Annotated in this window: 17 protein-coding genes and 1 pseudogene; 9 read left to right on the top strand and 9 right to left on the bottom strand. The window is 65.5% G+C overall.

Going from position 1 to position 19,058, the window contains the following annotated elements:
* Window positions 1-29: 29 nt before the first annotated feature.
* Window positions 30-1,685, bottom strand: coding sequence for a WG repeat-containing protein (locus tag PFZ56_RS25985; RefSeq protein WP_170003209.1), 1,656 nt, complete (start codon window positions 1,683-1,685; stop codon window positions 30-32).
* 380 nt (window positions 1,686-2,065) lie between these two features.
* On the opposite strand from PFZ56_RS25985, the gene peaA reads away from it, so the two are divergent.
* The 4 genes from peaA to peaD all read left to right on the top strand — a co-directional run bounded on the left by peaA (window position 2,066) and on the right by peaD (window position 6,626).
* The gene (peaA, locus tag PFZ56_RS25980; RefSeq protein ID WP_170003211.1) at window positions 2,066-3,646 is read left to right on the top strand and encodes a quinohemoprotein amine dehydrogenase subunit alpha; all 1,581 of its coding nucleotides are present in this window, start codon (window positions 2,066-2,068) and stop codon (window positions 3,644-3,646) included.
* 79 nt (window positions 3,647-3,725) lie between these two features.
* A complete protein-coding gene (peaB, locus tag PFZ56_RS25975) occupies window positions 3,726-5,159 on the top strand; it encodes a quinohemoprotein amine dehydrogenase maturation protein (protein ID WP_170003214.1) in 1,434 nt (477 codons plus the stop codon).
* A gap of 1 nt (window position 5,160) precedes the next feature.
* Window positions 5,161-5,484: a quinohemoprotein amine dehydrogenase subunit gamma gene (gene qhpC / locus PFZ56_RS25970; protein WP_102861784.1), complete on the top strand. Its 324-nt coding sequence runs from the start codon at window positions 5,161-5,163 to the stop codon at window positions 5,482-5,484.
* Window positions 5,485-5,507: 23 nt separating this feature from the next.
* Window positions 5,508-6,626, top strand: coding sequence for a quinohemoprotein amine dehydrogenase subunit beta (gene peaD / locus PFZ56_RS25965; RefSeq protein ID WP_123393845.1), 1,119 nt, complete (start codon window positions 5,508-5,510; stop codon window positions 6,624-6,626).
* 104 nt (window positions 6,627-6,730) lie between these two features.
* Here peaD and PFZ56_RS25960 read toward each other — a convergent pair whose 3' ends face one another.
* The 3 genes and pseudogenes from PFZ56_RS25960 to PFZ56_RS25950 all read right to left on the bottom strand — a co-directional run.
* Window positions 6,731-7,129, bottom strand: a complete 399-nt coding sequence (locus PFZ56_RS25960) for a lysozyme inhibitor LprI family protein (RefSeq protein WP_102880118.1) — start codon at window positions 7,127-7,129, stop codon at window positions 6,731-6,733.
* A gap of 36 nt (window positions 7,130-7,165) precedes the next feature.
* Complete coding sequence (locus PFZ56_RS25955) at window positions 7,166-7,525, bottom strand: GFA family protein (protein ID WP_253085647.1); 360 nt, start codon at window positions 7,523-7,525, stop codon at window positions 7,166-7,168.
* A 60-nt stretch (window positions 7,526-7,585) separates the two neighbouring features.
* A pseudogene (locus PFZ56_RS25950) lies at window positions 7,586-8,488 on the bottom strand (ADP-ribosylglycohydrolase family protein); the annotation flags it as partial.
* 194 nt (window positions 8,489-8,682) lie between these two features.
* Here PFZ56_RS25950 and PFZ56_RS25945 point away from each other — a divergent pair.
* Both PFZ56_RS25945 and PFZ56_RS25940 read left to right on the top strand, forming a co-directional pair.
* Window positions 8,683-9,141 carry an SRPBCC family protein gene (locus PFZ56_RS25945; protein ID WP_170003216.1) on the top strand — a complete coding sequence of 153 codons (459 nt, stop codon included), beginning with the start codon at window positions 8,683-8,685 and terminating at the stop codon, window positions 9,139-9,141.
* A gap of 79 nt (window positions 9,142-9,220) precedes the next feature.
* Window positions 9,221-10,024: an aminoglycoside phosphotransferase family protein gene (locus PFZ56_RS25940; RefSeq protein ID WP_170003218.1), complete on the top strand. Its 804-nt coding sequence runs from the start codon at window positions 9,221-9,223 to the stop codon at window positions 10,022-10,024.
* 369 nt (window positions 10,025-10,393) lie between these two features.
* Here the strand turns inward: PFZ56_RS25940 and PFZ56_RS25935 are convergent, their stop codons facing one another.
* Window positions 10,394-11,719: a PLP-dependent aminotransferase family protein gene (locus PFZ56_RS25935; protein ID WP_170003220.1), complete on the bottom strand. Its 1,326-nt coding sequence runs from the start codon at window positions 11,717-11,719 to the stop codon at window positions 10,394-10,396.
* An 87-nt stretch (window positions 11,720-11,806) separates the two neighbouring features.
* Here PFZ56_RS25935 and PFZ56_RS25930 point away from each other — a divergent pair, with 87 nt between their 5' ends.
* A complete protein-coding gene (locus tag PFZ56_RS25930) occupies window positions 11,807-12,439 on the top strand; it encodes a LysE family translocator (protein ID WP_170003222.1) in 633 nt (210 codons plus the stop codon).
* Window positions 12,440-12,464: 25 nt separating this feature from the next.
* Window positions 12,465-12,809 (top strand): antibiotic biosynthesis monooxygenase, encoded by a 345-nt coding sequence (locus PFZ56_RS25925; RefSeq protein ID WP_102861775.1) that lies wholly within the window; start codon window positions 12,465-12,467, stop codon window positions 12,807-12,809.
* A 21-nt stretch (window positions 12,810-12,830) separates the two neighbouring features.
* Here PFZ56_RS25925 and inhA read toward each other — a convergent pair whose 3' ends face one another.
* On the bottom strand, window positions 12,831-13,517 hold the full coding sequence (inhA, locus tag PFZ56_RS25920) for an isonitrile hydratase (protein ID WP_170003224.1): 687 nt from the start codon (window positions 13,515-13,517) through the stop codon (window positions 12,831-12,833).
* Between the two features lie 92 nt (window positions 13,518-13,609).
* Here inhA and PFZ56_RS25915 point away from each other — a divergent pair, with 92 nt between their 5' ends.
* Window positions 13,610-14,593, top strand: coding sequence for a GlxA family transcriptional regulator (locus tag PFZ56_RS25915; RefSeq protein WP_102880126.1), 984 nt, complete (start codon window positions 13,610-13,612; stop codon window positions 14,591-14,593).
* A gap of 16 nt (window positions 14,594-14,609) precedes the next feature.
* On the opposite strand, the gene PFZ56_RS25910 is transcribed toward PFZ56_RS25915, so the two are convergent.
* The 3 genes from PFZ56_RS25910 to PFZ56_RS25900 are packed head-to-tail and all read right to left on the bottom strand — an operon-like array spanning window position 14,610 to window position 18,994.
* Complete coding sequence (locus PFZ56_RS25910; protein WP_394304512.1) at window positions 14,610-17,048, bottom strand: alpha/beta fold hydrolase; 2,439 nt, start codon at window positions 17,046-17,048, stop codon at window positions 14,610-14,612.
* A gap of 14 nt (window positions 17,049-17,062) precedes the next feature.
* Window positions 17,063-18,505: a TIGR01777 family oxidoreductase gene (locus tag PFZ56_RS25905; RefSeq protein ID WP_170003228.1), complete on the bottom strand. Its 1,443-nt coding sequence runs from the start codon at window positions 18,503-18,505 to the stop codon at window positions 17,063-17,065.
* Window positions 18,506-18,520: 15 nt separating this feature from the next.
* Window positions 18,521-18,994: a hypothetical protein gene (locus PFZ56_RS25900; protein ID WP_170003230.1), complete on the bottom strand. Its 474-nt coding sequence runs from the start codon at window positions 18,992-18,994 to the stop codon at window positions 18,521-18,523.
* Between the last annotated feature and the right edge of the window lie 64 nt (window positions 18,995-19,058).

Below are 19,058 nucleotides of genomic sequence, written 5' to 3'. Positions count from 1 at the left end.
AGGCTTGATCCCAACCGTGACCGGTGGCCTCAGCCCTGAGCGTTGTCGCCTTCGCCCTGGTCTTCTTCTTCGTCCGGTTGCGGGCAGTGCTCCTGTGGGTTGGCCGGCCACAGCACCTTGTCCTGGCCGTCACGCACCTGCTCGGCGCCGCATTCTACCTGGCTGACCTGGAAGCTCGGGGTGCCGTCCAGGCGATACAGGGCCTTGAGGCTGCGGGTCTGGTCGTCGCCCAGGCCTTCCACGGCATAGCCGAAGATCGCGCCGCGGGCTTGGTCCACCACCAGTTCCTGCCACTTGCTGGCGATCAGGCGCTTGCCCTTGAGGTCATACAGGGCCGAGGTGGCCAGGGGCGAGGTGTCGTCGGTGGCCAGCAGGTAGTGGCCGCTGGCATCCAGGTGGATGTCGACGTACTGGCCCGGCTCCACCAGCACCTTGCCGCTGGCGTCCATCAGGCCCACGGTGCGCACTTGGGTGGCCTGGCCGAACAGGGTGGCCTGCTTGGTCGGGCTGTTGGCGGTGCTGAAGACGAACAGGTCGGCGTTGATCGCACCGATCTGGGCGTAGGTGGGCTTGAACAGCTCGACGCCCTTGTCCACATCGAAGATGCCGAAGGTGGCGCTGAACACGTTCTGCAGCACCGCGACCTGATTCAGCCCCGACACCTGCTTGAACATCCCCAGGGGGCTGAAGCCGGCCGGGTCTGCCGAGTCATAGACCGGTTGTACCTTCCACTGGCCCTGGCGATCGATCATCCCGGCCTTGCCGGAGCTGCCGTCGGCGTTCTTGGCGGTGACCAGCGCGCCCTGTTTGCCGAACACCTGGCAGGTGCCGAACTGGGCCTGGATCACGGTCTTGCCCTGGAAGTCCATGTAGCCGCAGGGGCTGTCGTATTGTTCGCGGAAGGCCACCAGGCCGTCACCCGGCTCGCCCATCCAGTTGTAGGTGGCGGCGCTGATCAACTGGGCCTTGGAATCGGCCAGGGCCTTGCCCTGTTCGGTGCTGACCACCAGATGCTGGTTGGCAAAGTAGTCGATGCTGTCGAAGTCGATCTTTTTCTGCTCGCCGGTCTTGAGGTTCAGCGCCCACTTGTCGCTGCCACGCTCGGCGATCATCCACCAGCCGCGCTTGGCGAAATCGTCGCGGACCATGCTGCTGTCGAACACGGCTTCGGTGATCACCTGGCCGGTGGCGCTGAGAATGCCGCGCTTGCCACCGATCTCGTAGACGATGAAATCGTCGTTGCCGCCCACGTACAGATCGTCGAAGCGCGGCGGCTGAATCTGCTGGCCGGCCTGGTCGATGATCCCCAGCTTGCCGTCCTGGCCGAAGCCGAAGAGGCCGGGGGTCAGCAGACGCAGGTCATCGGTAAAGTCGGCCTTGATGATTTGCTTGCCATCGGCGCTGGCCAGGTTCCAGGTGCCGTCCTTGGCGAACAGGAAGCTCTTTTCCAGGGGCATGGCGACCACGGCGTCGTAGTCATTGTCGGCGCTGACCAGTACCGCACCGTTCTGGTCCAGTACGGCGCATTCGCCATTGGCGCAGATCGGCATGACCATGGCCGCCGGAGCCGGGGCCGGCGCGATGGTGGTGGTTTTGGGACTGGAGTCTTCCTTGCATCCGACCAGGGTCAGAGCAGACAACGAGAGGATCAGCGAGCCGAGACGGGCACAGGCGCTTCTATCCATGAACTTCAGGTTCCTTGTAAATGAGGGGTAGTGCAGAGCGCCCCGAAACACGGGGCGGGCAAAGCGCGGGAGATTCTGCGGTGGCGCCGGATAAATGCAAGATCCAATTGCAAAGAAAACCACAGGTACAGCGCTAAACCCTGTCTCAGACTGAGACGTTTGTCGCGAAATTGTACGTCGAGTAACACCCAGCAGCCCGATGGCGCCCCGGGCATCTGTCTAAGTCATTGATCGGGCGCTGGTTTGTAAGCTGGCACGCTCCGTGTATTGCATAGCTTCAGACGTTTCTCTTGCCTCCATGGCCGGTATCGCCGGACATGGCAGAAACCAAAAAAACGACTCGCTAAAAATAAGAAAGCACCGTGGGAGGTTCGACCCTGATGAAGAGAAAACTCCGCCTGAGGCTGAGCGCCAGCCTGCTGGCCATTGCCACCTGTAGCGCCTTGCATGCCCCTTCGAGTTTCGCCGCCCGGGATGCGCAGAGCATCCTCAAGGAAACCTGCAAGGGCTGCCACACCCCTGAGGCCGGGGGCGCCCTGAGCCGTATCAGCCATCAGCGCAAGACCCCGGAAGGCTGGCTGATGAGCATTGCCCGCATGCAGGTCATGCACGGGCTGCAAATCAGCGATGACGACCGCCGCACCCTGGTCAAGTACCTCGCCGATACCCAGGGCCTGGCCCCCAGCGAGACCGACGGCGTGCGCTACGCCCTGGAGCGGCGCCTGAACACCGTCGAGCACTTCGACGAGCAGACCACCCAGATGTGCGCCCGTTGTCACTCTGGCGCGCGCATCGCCCTGCAACGGCGTCCGGCCCAGGAATGGGAGCGCCTGGTGAACTTCCACCTCGGCCAGTGGCCGTCCCTGGAGTACCAGGCCCTGTCCCGGGACCGCGAGTGGTTGCCCACCGCCCTCAAGGAAATGGTGCCCTTGCTGGCCCAGCGTTACCCCCTCGACAACCCGGCCTGGAAGGCCTGGCAACAGGCCCGCCCGCAAGCGGCGGCACTGGCCGGCGACTGGAGCTTCAGCGGCCACCTGCCGGGCAAGGGCGAACTGGCTGGGGTGATGAGCGTCAGCGCCGGGGCAGGCGATCAGTTCAAGGTCAGCGTCAAGGGCCAGTACGCCGATGGCAGCCCGTTCAATGGCCAGGGCAGCGCGATCCTCTACAGCGGTTATGAGTGGCGCGGCAACGTCACGGTCGACGGCGTGGTCATGCGCCAGGTGCTGGCGGCCCAGGGCAACACCCTGCAAGGGCGGATGTTCGAGGCCGAGCACGACGAGCGCGGCCTGGACTTCATCGCCGCCAAGCAGGGCAGCAGCCGGCTGCTGGCGGTGCAGCCGGGTTACCTCAAGGCTGGCGAGGAGGCCGAAGTGACCCTGGTGGGCGCCGGTCTTGCGGGCACTCCGAGCTTCGGCAAGGGCGTCGAGGTGGTGCAGGTGCTGGAGCAGAGTCCGGAGCGCATTCGCCTCAAGCTCAAGGCGGCAGCCAGCGCCCAGCCGGGGCTGCGCGAAGTCAGTGTCGGCAGCCTCAAGGGCGCCACGCTGGCGGTGTACAACCGCATCGCCGAGGTCAAGGTGGTGCCGGCGTTCGCCGTGGCGCGAGTGGGTGACGGCGGCGGTTCGACGCCCAAGGTCCAGGGGCGTTTCGATGCCGAGGCCTGGGGCCAGGGCGCCGACGGCAAGGCCTATCGCATCGGCGTGATGCCGGCGCAATGGAAGGTCGAGGCCTTCGACGAGCAGGCGGCCAAGGACGAAGACGTCAAGTACGCCGGCAGCATGCAGGCCGACAGCGGGGTGTTCACCCCCGGCGATGCGGGACCCAACCCGCAGCGCAAGATGTCCACCAACAACGCCGGCAACCTTAAGGTGATCGCCGCCGTGGATGACGCCGGCAAGGCCCTGACCGGCGAGGGCCAACTGATCGTCACCGTGCAACGCTGGAACAATCCACCCATTCCCTGAGGGCCGTCGAACGCTACCGACAGACACTTTCAGGCAATGACCGCAGGCCCCGAAAGCGGGGCTTGCACAGGAGGTTGTAATGGGCGCAATTCTGAATCTGGTGGAGCGCAACCTGCATGAAGTGCAGGTGGACGCCGACCGCATGCTGTTCCATATCCCCAGCAGTTCGCTGTTCGCCAGCGATGCCTTGACCTGCAGCATCATCGATGCCCTGCGCGGGCCCGGCTGTACCCCGGAAGACTTGATCCAACAGCTGGCTGGCGCTTACGACGGCTTGGATATCAGCGACACCCTGCGTGAGCTGATCGCCCTGGAGCTGGTCAGCGACGGCTCGCCCCTGACCCCGGAAATCGGCGTCAAGCGGGTCGAGCGCACGGCGATCAATACCGTGGTGCTCAACGTCAACACTGGCTGCAACCTGAGCTGCACCTACTGCTACAAAGAAGACCTGGACAAGCCCTCGGCGGGCAAGAAGATGGGCCTGGATACGGCCATCGCCTCGGTGGAGATGCTGCTTCAGGAATCCCCCGACGAGGAACGCTACACCGTGGTGTTCTTCGGCGGCGAGCCCCTGAGCAACCGGCCGCTGATCGAGGCCATGGTGGACTACTGCGAACAGCGTTTTAGCGCGGCCGGCAAGTTCGTCGAGTTCGTCATGACCACTAACGCCACCTTGCTCACCGAAGAGGTGGTGGACTACCTCAACGCCCACCGTTTCGGGCTGTCGGTGAGCATCGACGGGCCCAAGACCGTGCACGATCGCAACCGCATCACCGTGGGCGGGCAGGGCACCTATGACGTGGTGCGGCGCAAGGCGCAGATGCTCCTGGAACGCTACAACAGCCGCCCGGTGGGGGCGCGGGTGACCCTGACCACCGGGGTCACCGACCTTGAGACCATCTGGGACCACTTGTTCAACGAGCTGGGGTTTGCCGAGGTGGGATTCGCCCCGGTGACCTCGGGCGACATCAGCAGCTTCAACCTCAGCAGCGAGGAGTTGATCGAAGTCTTCGCCAGCATGAAGCGCCTGGGGCGGCGTTACCTGGAGGCGGCGCTGGAGCACCGCAATATCGGTTTCTCCAACCTGCACCAGCTGATCACCGATATCCACGAAGGCCACAAGAAGGCGCTGCCCTGCGGCGCCGGGCTGAAGATGCTGGCGGTGGACCACAAGGGCGAATTGAACCTGTGCCACCGCTTCACCGGCTCATCCTTGCCGACCTTCGGCAACGTGCATGACGGCGGGGTCAAGCAGGTGGAACTCAACGACTTTCTGTCCCAGCGCCTGGACCGGACCCACACCGGTTGCGACAGCTGCCGCATCCGCAACCTGTGTTCCGGTGGCTGCTACCACGAGAGCTACGCCCGCTACGGCGACCCGGCGCACCCGACGTATCACTATTGCGAACTGATGCGTGACTGGGTGGATTTCGGCATCGAAGTCTACAGCCGGATCATGGCGCACAACCCTGCGTTCATCAGCAGTTACATCACTCCGCGCAAGGCCCACTGACATGAAACATCTCAAGCCAATCAATAACAAAGCTCAGAAACTGACCGAGGCTGCGGCCCAGGACCGGATCGAAGACGTGCTGGCGATGAACTCCGTGGCCGGTTGCGCTTCCACCACCGACCCGGGCTGGGAAATCGACGCCTTTGGTGGCGTCTCGTCGTTGTGCCAGCCGATGGAGGCCGACCTCTATGGTTGCTCCGACCCGTGCTGGTGGCCGGCCCAGGTGCCCGACATGATGAGCACCTACCCCGACTGGAACAAGGACGCCCAGGCCTCCAACGACAACTGGCGCAACCTCGGCACTGTCTTCCCCAAAGACAAGTGATGAACAAGAAGAAGGATTCCAGCATGCACAGCATCAAAGCCTGCGGCCTGGTCGCACTCGCGGTTCTCGGCGCCTGTTCTTTCAGCGCCCTGGCCGATGAGAGCCTGGCGCTCAACAGTGGCCACGAATACATGGTGACCACCAATTACCCGAACAACCTGCACGTCATCGATCTGGCCAGCGACAGCCTGTACAAGACCTGCAAGATGCCCGACGCCTTCGGCCCCGGCACCGTGCAACTGTCGCCGGACCGCAAGATCGCCTACGTGTTGAACAACCACTACGCGGATGTCTACGGCGTCGAGCTCGACAGCTGCAAGCAGGTGTTCCACGCCAGCATCACCCAGCACCCGGGGGAGAAGGCGCGCTCGATGTTCGCCTTCACCGTCAGCCACGACGGCAAGGAGCTGTACACCGTGGCCAACCCGACCTTGCTGCTCAATGACCGCTACGAGGTCAAGGAGCCGCGGCTGGATGTCTACGCCACCGACGCCGGGCTCAATGCCAAGCCGGTGCGCAGCTTCCCCGCGCCGCGCCAGCTGACCATCATGCAGAGCGGCGATGACGGCACCCTGTATGTGGCCGGGCCGGACCTGTACAAGGTTGACGTCAAGACCGGCAAGTTCGAGGTGCTGATCCCCAGCCGCCATTGGCAACGTCCCAACTACAGCGCTCCGGACGTGCTCTACGTGTGGAACCAGCAAACCTACCGGCATGACTTCTCGCTGCTCTACACCGCCGCGAAGTTCAAGGACAAGCAGCAGGACCCGGCCACCGCCGAGCCGCTGTACGGACTGTTCAGCGTCGACCTTGCGACCGGCAAGACCGAGACCACCGACTTCGGCCCCCTGACCGAAATCTACTTCAGCGGCATGCGTTCGCCCAAGGACCCGAACCTGATGTTCGGCGTGCTCAACCGCCTGGCCAAGTACGACATCAAGCAGAAGAAGCTGCTCCAGGCCGCAACCCTGGAACACTCCTACTACTGCATCTCGTTCAACCGGGCGGGGACCAAGATCTACCTGTCGGGGACCTTCAACGACGTAGCGATCTTCGATGTGCAGAGCATGCAGCAGATCGGCAAGATCACCTTGCCCGGGGGCGACATGGCCATCACCACCGCGCAGATCTTCATCCGCTGACTGCGCCTCCCGCCGCCGGCTCCTGTGGTAGGAGCCGGCTGGCCGGCGAACAGGCCCGCACGCTGTGGGGCGTCCTCACCGATGCTTTGCGGGTAAGCCCGCACCTACTGCCTGGGTACCGGGCAGCTCAAATCCCCTTCCTCGCACTTCAGGTATTGCTTGAAGCTTTCCACCCGAGTCTTGGTCAAGGCCGTGATGCAGTTGCTGTAGGCCACCGGATACAGGCTGCCACCTTCCACCCCCGAGGTGGAAAAACGGCACTCGGCATCGCGGAACGCCAGCCAGGCGCGTTGGGCGCTGACCAGCAGCTTTTTGCTGTGTGGCTGGTCTTTCAGGCGCTGGTTGATCTGTTGGTAAAGGGTATTCAGCTCCTTGTCCGCGGCCTTGTTCAGGGCGTTGGCGCACAGGGTCATATCGGTCTGGGTGCTGCTGTTGCAGTCATAGGCCTGGGCCAATGGAGCCAGCAGCAGCGGCGCAAGGGCCAGAAGCAGGATCGGACGCATGGAAAGTCTCGCAATCGGTCAATGAGAAAAAACAGTCTAGCCGCGGCTGGGTTGCCACTCGGGCCAGCGCTCCAGCGCTTCGTCGGCCAGCCAGGGCACATCGTGGGAGGTCCAGATATGCACCTGTGGCGTCTGCCCCGGATCATCGTCCAGGGTCGCCACCCGCAGGATCACGTGGGGCTGGCCCGGCCGCTCCGCCAGCAAGTGAGAGCCGCAGACCGAGCAGAAGTGCCGCAGCTTGCCCGGCGAGGACTCGAATGCCCTCAGCAGCTCCTGGCCCCGGGTCCAGCGAAAGTGTTCGCGCATGACTCCGGCGGTGGAGGCAAAGGCCGCGGCATGGGCTTTGCGGCAGGTCTGGCAATGGCAGTGGCCGATGGGCATGTCCAGGCGCTGCACCTGATATTGCACGCCCTGGCACAGGCAGCTGCCGTTGAGTGGTCGGGCAGATGCGTGGCGTTGCGAGGCTTGTAGCAGGTCGTCGGCCATGGCCTGGATTTCATCGCCCATGTGCAGCCGGGCCAGCCAGTGCGGCGGTATCCCCTGTACCCCATAAAAGGCTCCGGCCAGCTGACCGACGATGGCGGCAGTGGTGTCGGCGTCGTCCCCCAGGTTAGTGGCGGCGAGCACCGCTGCGGCGTAGCTGTCCGTGTGCTGGAAGCACCACAGCGCGGCCTCCAGGGAGTCGACGCAGTAGCCGCTGCCGCGAATCTGCTCGCGGCTTTTCTCCAGGTAGCCGCCCTGGGCCAGGGCTGTGACCTTGGGTTGGCTGAAAGCCTGATCATCGAGCTGTTGCAGTTCCACCTTGCTGGCGCCACCCAGGGCCTTGGCGATCAGCCCGGCGAACAACTGGCAGCATTCGACGGCTTCGGCGGCGCCGTGGGTGGTGCGGGAACTGGCGCCGGCAAATTCACGGACCCGGGCCAGGTCGGGGTAGTGAAACAGCACCACGGGCGCCAGGCGCATCAACGAACCATTGCCGGCGGTTTGCGGGTCGGTTGCGCCGGCGAAGGGCTGGCCGTGTTCCTGGAAGTCGCTCAGGGCCTGGCGCACGGTCATGCCGATATCGAAGCACTCGCCGGTGGCGCTCAAATAGCCCCATTGCCACCAATTGAGGTAGCGGCCCATCTGGTCGGCCGGGTCGAAGCCGTCCTTGCGCAACAGGCTTTCCCCCAGGCACAGGGCCATGGAGGTGTCGTCGGTCCACTGTCCGGCCTTGAGGTTGAAGGGGCCGCCGCCCAGCAGATCGGTGACTGGCGTGAAGCTGCCACGGGGCTTGAATTCGACGCTGGTGCCGACGGCGTCGCCACAGGCCAGGCCCAGCAGGCTGCCGCGGTAGCGGTCGATCAGGGAGAGGGGCATGGCAGATCCTTTGCAAAGTAGAGGTGCAGTGGCGCCGGCGACAGTAGCATTTTTCGTTGGGGACGATCAGTCGCGCCTTCGGCCAGATAAAGGTTGCGCTGGACTCACAGAGGTCTAAGGTCTGTACGAAAACCCGCCGAACGAAGATCAGGTAGTTTCCGTACAGAGCTAGTGCTCATCACTGGAGGTGATCCATGAACTCTTCAGATCGCATCGAACGCAAGATCCTGCTGCATGCCAGCCCGGCGCAGGTATGGGCGGCACTGAGTGAAGCCGAGACCTTCGGTCGTTGGTTCGGCGTGGCCCTGCAGGGCCAGCATTTCGCTCCCGGCCAACGCACCCGGGGGGCGGTCACTTACCCAGGTTATGAACACCTGACCTGGGATGTGCAGGTGGAGCAGATGCTGCCCGAAGAGCTGTTTTCCTTTCGCTGGCATCCCTACCCCGTTGACCCGGTCCATGACTACTCGGCGGAGCCCACCACCCTGGTGCAGTTCGAACTGGAACCCCATGGCGGCGGCACCTTGCTGCGGGTGGTCGAATCGGGCTTCGATGGTATTCCCAGCGAGCGTCGGCTCAAGGCCTTTCGCATGAACAGCCGTGGTTGGGACGAGCAGATGAGCAACATAGAAAATTACTTGCAGCTGCGCTGAAGTCGTTTGCGGCAAGCGGCACATTGCGGATCGAGTCGTGGTGTTTGAAACTTGCCGCTTACCGCTTGGAGCTGTTCTTTTGTTCGCAACCTATCTCGAACGTTGGCGTCTGCTGCCCGATGGCGAGGCCATCATCACCTTGGGCAGCCGTTTGCTGCCCGTACGCCTGGAAGACGGCGCGCCAGCCATGCTGAAACTCGCCCTGGATGAGGACGAGCAGGGCGGTAACCGCCTGATGGCCTGGTGGGCCGGGGAGGGCGCGGCGCAGGTTTATGCCCAGGAGGATGAGGCGCTGTTGATGGAGCGCGCGCTGGGCTCGCGTTCATTGATGCGCATGGCCCTGGCGGGCGAGCACGACGCCGTCAGCCACATTGTCTGCGCCACGCTGGCGCGCCTGCATGCGCCACGTGCGCAACCCTGGCCGGCGTTGCTGCCCCTGGATCATTGGTTCAAGGATCTGCGCGAGGCAGCGCAACAGCAGGGTGGCTTGTTGCTCAACAGCCTGGCCATGGCCGAGCAACTGTTGGCCGCGCCTCGGGACATCGTGGTACTGCACGGCGATGTGCACCACGACAATGTGCTGGACTTCGGCGAGCGCGGCTGGCGGGTGATTGACCCAAAGCGCGTATACGGCGAGCGTACCTTCGACTTTGCCAACCTGATCTGCAATCCGGACTTGCCCAGCGCCACCGATCCACTGCGCTTTGCCCGGCAGGTGCAGGTGATCGCCGCGGCGGCGCAGCTCGATCCTCGACGCCTGGTGCAATGGGTGCTGGCATTCAGTGGCCTGTCCGCCGCCTGGTTCCTCCAGGATGACCACCAGGCCGGAGCCCGCCACCAGCTCAAAGTCGCGGCTTTGGCCGTTCAGGCACTGGCGTATTGAGCTAGGGGTTTGCGTAAGTGAGCTATAGCGAATTTCCTACACGCGCTGTAATTCAATGCGCCTTCTGCGCACCGGGCTTTGTGTTTAATCTTCTTTCCCACAACTGCAGCGCAGGAAGCGCTCAGGATCAAGGAAGATCGACCATTAGCACGGATGCTGCAGACAGGAAGTCATGATGGTCTTGGAAAAAACCCGCTTCGGCGGGTTTTTTTTCGTCTGCATTTTCCAGTACCGCAGTCCTCGATAAACCCTGTAGCCGGCTTGCCGGCGAAGGGGCTGTTCAGGTCGCTTTCGCCGGCAAGCCGGCTCCTACGAACAGTGGTTGAGTTCGGCGGGTGATGTACTGGCCGCAACCCGGAGCGCTCACGCTCAGCGGGTGACTTCGTTGCGGACTTTTACCAGGGCCTGTTCCAGCAGCGGCAGGCCAATGGAGCCCAGGGCTACCCGCAAAGCCTGGGGCACGTGAGCGGTGGTGGCGAAGGGTTCTGCCGAAGTCACCGTCACCCCCTGATGCTCCAGGGCCGACACCACGGCCTCGGCTCGCAAGCCTTCAGGCAATGTCAGCCAGAGAAAATACGACGATGGCCAGGCCTGAACATCGCAGTCCTTGAGTACCCGCCTGGCCAGTTGCTGGCGGCTGCGGGCATCGTTGCGCTTCTGCTCTTCCAGGCTGTCCACCAGCCCCGACTCGATCCAGCGACAGCCCAGGGTGACGGTCAGCGACGGGGTGCTCCAGGTAGACACGCGAATGGCCCGCTCCAGGGCCGGGATCATCTCCGGCGGCGCGACGATAAACCCCAGGCGCAATCCCGAAGCGACACTTTTCGACAGCCCGGAAATGTACAGCGTGCGCTCCGGGGCCAGGGTCTGCAGCGGCGGCGGAGCCGGTTCGGCGAGGAAGGCGTAGGCGCCGTCCTCGATCAGCAGCAGGTCATGCTCGCGGGCCAGTTGCGCCAGGCGTCGACGTTCGGCCAGGGGCATCACCGTGCCCAGCGGGTTGTGCAGGGTCGGCATGCAGTACAGCGCCCGCACCGGGCGCCGGCGGCACAGGGCCTGCAGGGCGTCGAGGTCCATCTGGCCGTTGTGTTGCGGCAGTGGTTCCAGGTCCAGGCGCTGGACCTGGGCCAGCGCCTTGAGGCCCGGGTAGGTCAGGGCGTCCACCGCCAGGATGTCCCCGGGCTGGAGCAGCGCCAGCAGGCTCACCGCCAGCCCCTGCTGGGCGCCGTTGACGATCAGCACCTGCTCGGCGGCGACGCGGATCTCGCGGTTGCGCAGGTGGCGCGCCGCGGTCTGGCGTTCATGGGGGCGGCCGCCCTGGGGCGCGGAATGCAGCAGGGCATCCAGGTCGCCGGAGGCGGCAATCGCCCGCAGGCCCTCGCGCAGGCTTTCCGCCTGGCCGGGCAGGGACGGGTAGTTGAACGACAAGTCCACCGAGGCGGCGCCGGCGGGGTGCTGTTCCAGGCCCATGCCCCGGGGCAGGCTGGTGTCGCGGACAAAGGTGCCGCGCCCGGGCTCGCCGACCACCAGGCCGATGGCTTCCAGCTCGTGATAGACCCGCAGCGCCGTGGCCAGGGCCACCTGTTCGCTGGCCATCAGCGCCCGCACCGTGGGCAGTTGGGTGCCCGGGCAGAGCTGGCCGCCGCGGATGCGCTGGGCGAAGTGATCGACGATGGTTTTGTAGCGGGTACGGCGCATGCTTGGCCACCTTGTGTATCTAGAACACTTTTTTGTTTGTATCAGATTGGGCGCCTAATCTAGCGGCTTTTGCGCAGGAGCGCGCACATGCCGGACCTTTCCACTCTGTCGATCTTCCTGGGCGCCGTGTTGCTGTTGCTACTGTCGCCGGGACCCAACATGGCCTTTGTCATCAGCCACGGCGCAGCCTATGGCTGGCGCGGTGGGGTGGCATCGGGGTTGGGGATCGGTGCAGCGGATATCGGCCTGACCCTGCTCACGGCCACAGGCGTCACCGCCGTGGTGGCCAGCTGGCCGCCGGCGTTCGACCTGCTCCGCTATGCCGGGGTCGCCTACCTGCTGTGGCTGGCCTGGAAAGCCCTGGCGGGTAACGGCGCCTTGAACCTCGTCGATGCCGTCCGGGTGCCGCTGTCCACGGTGTTTGTCCGCGCCCTGTACAACAGTCTGCTGAACCCCAAGGCGTTGTTGTTCTTCATGGTGTTCCTGCCGCAATTCGTCAGGCCGGATCACGGCAGCATCGCCTTGCAGCTGGTTGTCCTGGGACTGTTGCTGACCCTGGTCAGCGGAATCTTTCACACCAGCCTGGGGATCTTCGGCGCGCTCCTGGCACGGAGCTTTTCCGGCACGACGGCACGTTTTGCCCGGCTGCAATCCTGGCTGCTGGCGGCGGTGTTGCTGGCGCTGGCCTTGCGCCTGGCACTGTTGGCCCGGCCGGTCTGACTTATCACCTCAACGGAGTTCAAGCATGTACATCGCCGCCTTTATCTATAAGCCGGGCCAGCGGGACGAGGAGTTCCACCGCCTCAGCGCGCTGATCGACGAAATTGCCATCAGCTTGCCGGGCTTTGTCGGCGCCCAATCCTGGACCAGCGCGGATCAGGCGCTGATCAATGCCAGTTACTACTGGGAGGACGAGGCTTCGATCCAGGCCTTCGCCCGTCACCCCAGGCACCTGGAAGCCAAGCGCCAGTACCGGCGCTGGTACGCCGGTTATCAGGTGGTGATTTCCAAAGTCGAACGCACTTATGGTGACGGCGCCATTGCTCAGTTGCTGAGCAATGATCGCCATGGGCAGGTACGCCGCGCCTGAAGGGAGGAGGCGTTGCGCGGCTCAGCCGGTTTGCAGTCGGGCAGCCGCCCGCAGGGTGATCTCCCGGCGCTTGTGCAGGGAGTCCGCTGCCCGGCTGCGGGCCTCTTGCACCACGCTGGCCGGGGCGGTGTCCGGGCTGCCGGCCTCGAACGGCGGCGCCGGGGCGTACTCCAGTTGCAGTTGTACCCGCTGCGCAGTGGCGGCGTCGAACAGTTCGGCGGCCAGGGTCAGGGCGAAATCGATGCCGGCAGTAATGCCGCCGCCGGTCAGCAGGTTGCCGTCACGCACCACCCGCTCGCGCACCGGGATCGCCCCCAGGGGCGCCAGCAGTTCGTGGTAGGCCCAGTGGGTGGTGGCGCGCTTGCCCTGAAGCAGGCCGGCGGCGCCAAGCACCAGGGAGCCGGTGCACACCGACGTCACATACCGCGCCCGGGCCGCTTGCCGACGGATGAACGCCAGGGTCTGGGGATCTTCCATCAAGGGCCCGACACCGGCGCCCCCGGGAATGCAGAGCACATCCAGGGGCGGGCAGTCGGCAAAGTTCGTGGTGGCCTGCAGTGCCAGGCCGGAGCTGGCGATCACCGGCCCGGTTTCCTTCCAGATCAGGTGCACCTGTACATCCGGCAGCGATGCCAGCACGTCGTGGGGACCGGTCAGGTCCAGTTGTTGAACCTCTGGAAACAACAGAAAACCTATCTGCACTGTCATGGCCTGTTCCTTGTGTGGGTGGGGTGGACGGCTTGACTCTAGCGTTCTAGGATTTGGCGCATACGCCAACCTGCCCTCGATTTACGCCAATCATGTCCAGCTCCGCGAAAAACGTGTTTGTCCTGGCCTTTGCCAATGCTCAGTTGCTGGATGTCACCGGCCCGTTGCAGGTGTTTGCCTCGGCCAATGACCGGGCCCGTGGCCTGGGCTTGCCCTTGCCCTACAACCCTCGGGTCATTGCCAACCCGGGCGGGGCGACCCTGAGCTCATCGGGGCTGGCGCTGCTGGCCGAGGCCCTGCCGGCGCCGGAGGTGGCCTGCGACACCTTGATCATTGCCGGCGGTTGGGGTGTCTACGAGGCGGCTCGGGACCCGCAGTTGGTGGCCTGGGTCGCCCGGCGCGCAACGGTCTCGCGGCGGGTGGCCTCGGTCTGCACTGGCGCTTTTTTGCTGGCCGCCAGTGGCTGGCTGGACGGGCGCCGGGTGGTGACCCACTGGACCCGCTGCGATCAACTGGCCGAGCAATACCCGCAGCTGCGGGTGGAGCCCAATCCGATCTTCATCAACGATGGCCCGGTATGGACCTCGGCCGGAGTCACCGCCGGTATCGACCTGGCCCTGGCCCTGGTGGAGGCCGACCTGGGGCGCGAGGCGGCGCTGGATGTGGCCCGGCAACTGGTGGTGTTTCTCAAGCGCCCGGGCGGCCAGTCGCAGTTCAGCGTGACCCTGTCGCTGCAAAACAAGGGCGGGCGTTTCGATGGGCTGCACGCCTGGATTGCCGAGAATCTCAGTCGCGAACTGACCTTGCCGATCCTGGCCCAGCAGGCGGGCATGAGCGAGCGCAGCTTCGTCCGTCACTACCGCGCCGACACCGGCCAGACCCCGGCCCGAGCCATCGAACTGATCCGCGTGGAAACCGCCCGGCGCCTGCTGGCCGATACCGGCCTGCCGATCAAGCGCATCGCCGCCCAATGCGGTTTTGGCAGTGAAGAGACCCTGCGCCGCAGCCTGCTGCGAGCCCTGGGGGTGACGCCCCAGGCCTACCGCGAACGTTTTGCCAGCACCGAGCAGGCCTGAGCCCGGGGCGCGCGGTTCAGCCTTCGACCAGGCTCAGCTGGCCGTCGCTATACAGCACTTCGCGGCCGACCCAGGCCGGGTCCACTTGCGGCAGCACCGCCGACGGCTTGCGCAGTTCCCGCAGTAGCGTGGAGCCGTGGGACAGGCGCCCACCCATGCGCGCGATCACGGCCCGGGCCGCTTGGTAGTGAGCGTGGCGCCCGGGATCGAGGGTGTCCTCCAGGAGGATATCGACCCCCAAGACGCCCTGTACCTGCCCCGGATAGATCATGAAGCCCGCGGCCTGCTCGCTGCCTTCGCGGCCGTCCTGCCAGAAGCTGCCGCCGCGGCTGCGCGGATGCTCGTGGGGGGCGAACCAGTAGTCGCGATCGGCCTCGGGCACGGCGTGGTGCAGGCGGAAAAAGATCCGCATCAGGTTGTCCCGGTACCACTCGCGCACTTGCAGGTAGAAGCCGCGCATGCCCGGCAAACCCAGGCGATGGGCCAGGGTGATGGCCGGGCTCCAGTGCGGGAAAGCCTGCAGTGGCAATTCGGTGCAGGGCGGGCGTGGGGTGCCGGGGTCGGTTTCCCAGGGCAGGCGATGGGGGCTGTTGTCCAGGTTGTCGTAGGCGGTGGGCGGGCGCCCCAACAGCGCGCCGCCGCTGCTGGCCAGGGCGGTGGCGATGCACAGGTTGCCCTGCACCACGAACACATAGAAACGGCTGAACCAGTCCGCCAGTTGTTGGCCATCGGCAGCGCTCTGGTGCAACTGCGCCAACTCGTCATCGAAGCGCCGCAGGCCGCGTTCCAGGGTCAGCAGATGGCCTCGTGCGACGTGCTGCATGCGCAGGAAACGCGGCAGCGAGCGCAGCAGCCGCAGCGGGCGCAGGGGCAGCTCCGGGGTGGCGCCACCGACTTCCCCGGCGTAGCTGGAGGAGGGCAGGCCCCAATCGGCCAGGCGCGCCAGGAACAGGTCGTTGTTGATATAGGAGGCGCCGCCGAACACCGCGGTGAAGGGTTCGTTGTCCTGCAGCACTCGGCTGTCCCAGCGGGCCATGATCGCCGGGATGCTCGCCGCTGCCCGGCGCTGGCCGTACTCGACGAGGCGGCTGGGTTGCGGCGGCAGGATTTCGGCGATATTGGCCGCGGTCAGGTGCCGGCGCCAGCCGTAGTCGCTGATGGGTCGGTATTGCAGCAGCCAGAGTTGCTGGCCGTCCCAGGCCCACTCCACATCGCCGGGCACATAGTGGAAGACCTTCAGCACCCCTTGCAGGAAGTCCCACAAGGCACTGGCGTCGAGTCCCTGGGTGCTGGCGAAGTGGCCACTTTCCCAGGCACTGCCCAGACGCGACAGCACCGCCCGCTGGGGGCTGACCTGACCGTCGGCGAGGCTTTCCAGATGGCCTTCGACCCACTCCAGCTCCACCGCGAGATGACGCACGAAGGCGATCCCCGACAGGGTCGGCTGGATGAAGCGCTGCACCACCACTTCCTCGACGCCGGCGTCCCGCAACTCACCGATGCGCGCTGCCACCTGATCCCGGGGGACCCGCAGGTAAGTGGTGCTCAGCCCGGCATTGGCCGAGTCGGCCTGATCCTCGCCGTAGCTGGAAGAGCGCACCGCCCACAGGGCCTCCGGCTGGCTGGCGAGCAGGGCCGGCAGGCGCGGGTCGCCGGCGCTGTCCAGGGACAGTGCGCTGGGCACTGGCTGCCCGGCCAGTTCCGCCAGACGCAGGCGGCCGCCCTTGGTGTGGGCGACAAAACCCGGGTCGCCGGACTCCAGCCAGTCGACGAACGCCGCCGGCGCATCGATCCAGGGGTAATGGCCCCAGCCCGGCTTGAGGCTGATCCGCAGGTCGGCCCGAGCCAGGATCGCCGACCAGGCCGCAGCCTGGGCCATCCCCAGCAGTCGGTCCTGGTCGCCCCAGACCAGTTGCACCGGGTCCTTGATCCACTCCAGCAGCGGCAGCGCGGTGTCGGCCCGCAGCTGTTCCCACAGGGGCACGAAAGCCCGGCAACGGGCGTAGCCCGAGCCCATGCGCAGGTACTGCTGCGGCGTCCACGGCTGGCGCGAGAATTTACCGGCGAACAAGGTCGGTTTATGGCTGAGCAAGCCATGAATCAGCAGGCGCGCCGGCAGCGGCGACATCAGCGCCGGCAGGCGCCGTTGCCAGAGAAAGGCCCCTACCGGCGACAGCAGCACACTGCGCGAGAAATGCCCGGGGCGGCGTTGCAAGGCGTGCAGCACGATCAACGCGCTGACCCCCACCGCGACAATCCCCTGGCCCGGCTCGGTCATGCCCAGCAGGGCCTCGGCGTACTCAGCGAGGTCATTGCAAGGAGGCAGCGGATTGTCGCCAAAGCCCGGCAGCTCCAGAGGCTGCACCTGATAGCGCTGAAAGTGCGGCAGGGCATCGTCCCACCAATCGGCGGCGCTGCCATTGCCCGCCAGCAGGTACAACAGGGGCTTGCTCATGGGCATTCCTCAGCTCAGGCCAGGTCCCGCAGGGCGGCGTCCAGGGTCGGGTAACGGAAGCGGTAGCCGGCCTGCAGCAGGCGCGCGGGTACCACCTTCTGGCCGTCGAAGAACAGCTCGGCCATTTCCCCGGCCAGGGCCCGCACCGGCGCGGCCGGCACATGCAGCCACACCGGACGCTTGAGCACCTTGCCGACGGTGGTGGCGAAGGTGCCCTGGCTCACCGCTTCCGGCGCCACCATGTTGTAGGTGCCGGACAGGGACGCGTCGTTCATCGCCCGGGCCATCACCTGCAACACGTCGTCGCGGTGCACCCAGCTCATGATCTGCTGGCCATCGCCCATGCGTCCGCCAAAGCCGAAATGAAAGGGCATCAGCAGAGGTTTCAGGGCGCCGCCGGGACCGAACACGATGCCTAAGCGCAGCACCACCTGGCGCACGCCGAAGCGCGTCGCCGGTTCCGCCGAGGATTCCCAGCGCGCGCACAGATCGGCCATGAAGCCTTCACCGCGCTCGGCGTTTTCATCCAGGCTCTGGCTGGCGTCGCGCACCCCGTAGAAACCGATGGCCGACGCCTGGATCCACAGCTCCGGCTTGTGCTGGGCGTGCTGCAGCCAGTTGAGCAGGGCTTCGGTGGTGCCAACCCGGCTGGCCAACAGTTGCGCTTGACGCTTGGCCGACCAGCGCGGCCCGGCCACCGGGGCGCCGGCCAGATTGATGATCACGTCGAAGGCCTCGCCGTGGCCCAGCTTGCTCAACGAGCGCAAGCAGCGGGCACGACCGTCGAACAGGTAGGCGGCGCGCAGCGGATCACGGGCCAGCACGCTGACGGTGTGCCCGGCATCCAGCAGTTGGTTGACCAGGGTTTCACCGATAAAGCCGGTGCCACCGGTGACCAGCACCCGTTTGCCGCGGCCACCGGCAAAGGGATTGGCGCCCTGGCCCTGGCGTTGCAAGCGCAACGCCGCCAGGCCGTCACGAATGCCCGACGCTGTCACGCCGACGGCAAACAGGCTCAGGGCCCAGCCTTGCCAACCCAGATCGATGGGGTTCAAGGCGCTGGGCAGGCGCGACCATTCCAACAGTTGCAGGCCGTACAAGGCGAAGAAGGCCCCGGCATTGATCGCCAGCACGGTGTGCATGATGCGTTCGATGGCCGGCAGCTTGCGGCTGCGGTCCTCGACCACGAAGTCCCACAGGGTCAGGCCGATTTCCAGGGCGAACAGCACGGCGATCACCAGGGCCCAGATGCCCTGGAACGCCAGGTGGGCGATGCCCATGAACAGCACGCCGTAGAAGCACGAGCGCAGGGCATGGATCGCCAGCTCCTTGCGCGCGCCGTGGCGTTGCGGCAGGGCCACGGTGAGTTCGTGATGGTAGATCGTGTCCAGGGCGCCGAGCACGCCCTGGGCGAGCAACAGGGCGATGGCCCACTGCAGGATTGGCAAATCAGCCACGATGGTGAAGTCCTTTTACGAGGGAAGACGAGAGGTACGGCGGTCGTGGCGCTGCAGCCACAGTAACGGTGGCAGCAGCACCAGCAGGGCGAAGCTGTCGATCCACAGGTGCGCGGTCATGTTCATCTGCCACGAGAGCCACATGTCCTGGGGCGCCCACAGCACAATCCCGGCCATCAGCCAGGCCCAGGCCGCCGGGGCCCGCAGGCGGTTGCCCAGGTGCACTAGGCCCAGCAGGTACAACGAATAGCTTTGCAGGGTGGCGCCGAACAGACCCAGCCACCAGACCTGCTGGGCCCGGGCCGGTGCCGGTGCGGCGGCGCCCCAGAAGGCCTGTTCGATGCTGGCCAGGTAGTCGTTGAACAGGCCGCTGTGGCCGGCCCAGGTCAGCAGCAGTCCGACCAGCAGATGGCCGGCGCCGACAGCGTAGAGCCAAAGCACCAGGGCCCGGCGCAGGCCGGGCCGGGGGGAAGTCGTTGCGGGTAACATTCCATGTCCTGTGGGGGGATCAAAGGCGCGAAGTGTACCGATTTTTCCCCGGCATGGCGTGCAG

This window comes from Pseudomonas danubii, from assembly GCF_042980055.1.
GTDB lineage: Bacteria > Pseudomonadota > Gammaproteobacteria > Pseudomonadales > Pseudomonadaceae > Aquipseudomonas > Aquipseudomonas danubii.
This window is presented reverse-complemented; position numbering and strand designations above follow the sequence as displayed.